At 61.6% G+C, this 4,352-nt stretch carries 6 protein-coding genes; all 6 read right to left on the bottom strand.

Annotation, left to right across the window (positions count from 1 at the left end):
• The coding region (locus tag EN991_RS25075) for a DUF1402 family protein (protein WP_127369766.1) at positions 1-198 on the bottom strand (198 nt) is incomplete at its 3' end.
• Between the two features lie 231 nt (positions 199-429).
• Positions 430-1,740, bottom strand: a complete 1,311-nt coding sequence (gene hslU, locus EN991_RS25080) for an ATP-dependent protease ATPase subunit HslU (RefSeq protein WP_024502005.1) — start codon at positions 1,738-1,740, stop codon at positions 430-432.
• Positions 1,741-1,744: 4 nt separating this feature from the next.
• A complete protein-coding gene (locus EN991_RS25085) occupies positions 1,745-2,290 on the bottom strand; it encodes a DUF2585 domain-containing protein (protein ID WP_224618702.1) in 546 nt (181 codons plus the stop codon).
• Between the two features lie 106 nt (positions 2,291-2,396).
• Positions 2,397-3,557: a hypothetical protein gene (locus tag EN991_RS25090; RefSeq protein ID WP_127369767.1), complete on the bottom strand. Its 1,161-nt coding sequence runs from the start codon at positions 3,555-3,557 to the stop codon at positions 2,397-2,399.
• A complete protein-coding gene (locus tag EN991_RS25095) occupies positions 3,554-4,069 on the bottom strand; it encodes a GNAT family N-acetyltransferase (protein WP_127369768.1) in 516 nt (171 codons plus the stop codon). The genes EN991_RS25090 and EN991_RS25095 overlap by 4 nt, the downstream gene beginning before the upstream one ends.
• Positions 4,059-4,352 (bottom strand): ATP-dependent protease subunit HslV (hslV, locus tag EN991_RS25100; protein ID WP_127369769.1); only part of this gene is annotated, 294 nt, incomplete at its 5' end. The genes hslV and EN991_RS25095, both read right to left, overlap by 11 nt.

Raw genomic sequence — 4,352 nt, forward strand, 5'->3', positions numbered from 1 at the left:
GTTCTGCAGCAGGGCATAGACCTTGCGGTACTTCGCCTGGAAGCTGGTGTTGGTCGCCTGCGTGCGCCGGCTGGAGGCGCCGGGAATGTCGGGCTGCACGGCATTGCGATTTCCCGGCGGCACCAATGTCGCTGCCTCGGCGGCGAACAGCGTCGCCGCCAGCGTCAAGCCGAGAATGACCAGGATCAGTTTTTTCATGCACCCGCCGCCCAAGCAATTCCAGGAAAAGTGTGAAACGGTTTTCCGGAATTGCGTCAACCAAGAGATCGAGAATTGCCGCGCAAACTAGGTAAAGCTCTTGGTCGAGTCGAGAGCGCCCCTTCACCCGGCAGGACGAAAGGTGGCCAGATGGTACCATCTGGCCACACATGATTTTGCTTGCCGGAAAATGTTGCCTGGACCGGCGCCGGAACGTTTCGGCGCCGTCGTTTAAAGGATGAACCGCGACAGGTCGGTATTCCTGGACAGATCGCCGACATGCTTTTCGACATAGGCGGCGTCGATAGTGACGCTCGTTCCGTTGCGGTCGGGCGCATCGTAGGAGATTTCGTCCAGCACCCGCTCCATCACCGTCTGCAGGCGCCTGGCGCCTATGTTCTCGACGCTGGCGTTGAGATCGACGGCGATGCCGGCGAGCGAATCGATGGCGTCTTCGGTGAAGGTCAACTCGACGCCCTCGGTCTTCATCAGCGCGATATACTGCTTGATCAGGCTGGCCTCGGTCTCGGTTAGGATGCGCACGAAATCGTCCTTCTCCAGCGCCCGCAGTTCGACGCGGATTGGCAGGCGGCCCTGCAATTCCGGCAACAGGTCGGACGGCTTCGAGACGTGGAAGGCGCCGGAGGCGATGAACAGGATGTGATCCGTCTTCAACGGTCCGTATTTGGTCGCCACCGTGGTGCCTTCGACCAGCGGCAGCAGGTCGCGCTGCACGCCTTCGCGCGAGGGCCCGCCGGAAATGTCCGATCTCGCCGCGATCTTGTCGATCTCGTCGAGGAAGACGATGCCGTCGTTTTCCGCGGCATCGAGCGCCCGGCGCACCACCTCGTCCTGATCGAGCAGCTTGTCGGACTCGTCATTGACCAGCAGGTCGTAGGACTCCTTCACCGTCGTCTTGCGCATCTTGGTTTTCTTGCCGCCCATCGCCTTCGACAGCATGTCGTTGATGTTCAGCACGCCGATATTGGCGCCCGGCATGCCGGGGATTTCAAATCCGGGCATGCCGCCGCTGCCGGTGTCGGCAACCTCGACCTCGATTTCCTTGTCGTCGAGCTCGCCGTCGCGCAGCTTCTTGCGGAAACTGTCGCGGGTGGCCGGGCTCGCCGTCTTGCCGACCAGTGCTTCCAGCACACGTTCCTCGGCGTTGACGTGGGCGCGCGCCTTGACGTCCTCACGCATCTTCTCGCGCACCAGGCCGATGGCGATCTCGACGAGGTCGCGGATGATCTGCTCGACATCGCGGCCGACATAGCCGACTTCGGTGAACTTGGTCGCCTCGACCTTGACGAAAGGCGCACCGGCCAGCCGCGCCAGGCGGCGCGAGATTTCCGTCTTGCCGACGCCGGTCGGCCCGATCATCAGGATGTTCTTGGGCATCACCTCTTCGCGCATCTGGCCTTCCAGCTGCTGGCGGCGCCAGCGGTTGCGCAAGGCAATGGCCACGGCGCGCTTGGCGTCCTTCTGGCCGATGATGAAGCGGTCGAGTTCCGAAACGATTTCGCGGGGAGAAAATGTGCTCATATCACTAAATTCCACTTTGCCACTGCTTGATGGCCTCGAACGGATGCAGCAGCATGATCACGTTGAGTGTCAGATTGTCCCGGATGAGGTAGCCGGTGCCGAGTTCGAAGATGATGGCGAGGCTGACGATCACCCATATAGGTAGCCTTCGCGCCATCACAAATCCCAGCACCATGGCCAGTGTGTCCGACACCGAATTGATGATGCTGTCGCCATAGTAATCGAGCGAAATGGTGCCGGCGCGGTAGCGGTCGATGATGAACGGGCTGTTTTCCAGCAGCTCCCAGCCGCCCTCGATGAAGACGGCGAACGCCAGCCTCAGGCCGATCGGCGAACGCGGGAACAGGAACCGCGCCAGCGCATAGAACAGGAAGCCGTGGATGATGTGCGAGAACGTGTACCAGTCCGAAATGTGCTGGGAATTCTCCGAACTGTTCACCACGCCATGCCAGAGCTTGACGTAGCCGCAGGTGCAGATCGGCGTCCGCCCCATGCCGTAGAGCGCCCCGGCCTGGAAGATGACCAGGGCAAGCACCAGCAGAAGCCCCATCCGCCAGCTGTCTTCGTAGGCCGAATAGCTGTTTTCCGTGGCCGGTGTCGTCATCGGTTCATTCCCCCTCGTTTCGCGTCGCCGTCTCGATCATCACAAAGCCCTGTCACGCCTTCAGCGGCGGCAGCCGGCGGATCACGGCCGCCGGCAAGGTGGGGTTGACCACAATCCGCCGGATACGCTGCCAGCCGGCCCCGAACAGAATAATCAGCGCGCCAACAACGACCAGGATCAAGGCAAAAGGCGGGATGCCCGTCGAATCGGAGGCGGAATTCACCAGATAATAGATGCCCAGCGAGCCGAAGTAAGCCAATGTAGGAACCAGAAGCGAACGGCGGTCTATGGCCAGCGCGACATAGAGGAAGCCAAGGATCAGAATCGTCAGCATGATGGTTGCATTGGCATCCGGCGCGATATGTCCGAATACGACGTTTTGGCCGGTTGCCATGATAAAGAGCGGATGCACCAGCATCGGCGCCGAGACGACATGCAGCCAGAAAGCGCAATCGGACCAGATCTTGCGTCGATCCCTGTCGTAAATGTCAAAAGCGACACCCGTTGCGAACACGATCAGGCCGCAGATCAGCGGCATGTAAAGGGCCGCGCGAAGCAATTCGGGAACGTCCTCGAGGCGCGGCGGCGCAATCGCGCCGGTTGTCACACTGTCATACAGGATTATCGCCGTTTGCAGGAAGGCAAGCAGTGTGAAGGCGATGGCGATGGTCCCGGCAATGATGGGGACGCGAAAGCGCCAGAAATAGATCGCCGCCGCGATTATTCCTCCGCCCAGGAACAGATATCCGGCCCGGGACGCCGTCTGGCGCAACGCCAATAGCTGCCAGATGGTTTCCGGCTTGCGTATGCCGAAGCTGGCCTCCACTTGCAGCGCCAGAGCGGCCAGAATGGCGGCCATGAAAATCAGGGCAAGCACGGACGACGATAGCTTCATCCGGTGCTGACGCGTGACGATTTCGGCGAGCCCCCAGGCGAAAACCGCGAGGATGCCGGCGATCCAGAATGTCTGGCCTGGAAGCAAGGTGGTGAGGACAAAGAAGAAGCCGGCGCTGAGCAGAACGGTTCCCACGGTGACGAACAGATCGTTGCCGCCGCCGACCAGCCGCAGGTTTTCCTCGTCACCCTCGTCACCGGCGGGCCTGGCCTCGGGGGCGAGAGCGACCGCGCGTTCCATGGCCTCCAACTGATCGCGCAAGGTCTGCGAGATCAAACCTTTCGCGACTGCCTTGTCGAGGGTTTCGGCGCTGATCAATTGGGCTCCTGCGTCGCGTCGCGCGCCATCAACAGGGCTGGCCCGTACTCCGATGTTCTGGTGTCAAAGGCAACAAAGCCGGCCTTTTCGTAGGCGCGGATCGCCCTGACATTGGCGGGATCCGGGTCGATGATGACGCGCGGAACACCTTCCTCGAAAAGCTGTTCGACGAATTGGCGCACGATCGCCGAGCCATGGCCACGCCCGACCAGCTCCGGCACGCCGATCGACACGTCGATGCCGAGCGTGCCGAACGGCTGGTCGGCGTAGGGGTGGTCGTCTTCCAGATGCGGATCGTAGCTCTGCAGATAGGCGATCGGCTTGCCGTCGAGCTCGACGATCAGCGGCTCGACGGAAATCGAGTCGATATGATCGCTAATCCCGGCGATTTCCGTCTCCGGATCGTCCCACCACTCTGCAACATGCGGCTGGGCAAGCCAGCCGGCGATCATCGGCAGGTCTTTCTCCGTCACCGGCCGAAAATCATAGGTCACCACCTCTTCAGGCGGCATCGAGCGTTTCGACGACGAAATTGTTGTTGGTGTAGACGCAGATGTCGGATGCGATCTGCATCGCCTTGCGGGCGATCTCCTCGGCATCCTTGTCGCTGTCCATCAGCGCGCGGGCCGCGGCCAGCGCGTAATTGCCGCCCGAACCGATGGCCATGACGCCGAATTCGGGTTCGAGCACGTCGCCGGTGCCGGTCAGCGCCAGCGAGACTGACTTGTCTGCCACCAGCATCATCGCTTCCAGCCGGCGCAGATAGCGGTCGGTGCGCCAGTCCTTGGCGAGCTC

This window comes from Mesorhizobium sp. M7A.F.Ca.US.005.03.2.1, assembly GCF_003997795.1.
In the GTDB taxonomy this organism is placed as follows: Bacteria; Pseudomonadota; Alphaproteobacteria; order Rhizobiales; family Rhizobiaceae; genus Mesorhizobium; species Mesorhizobium ciceri.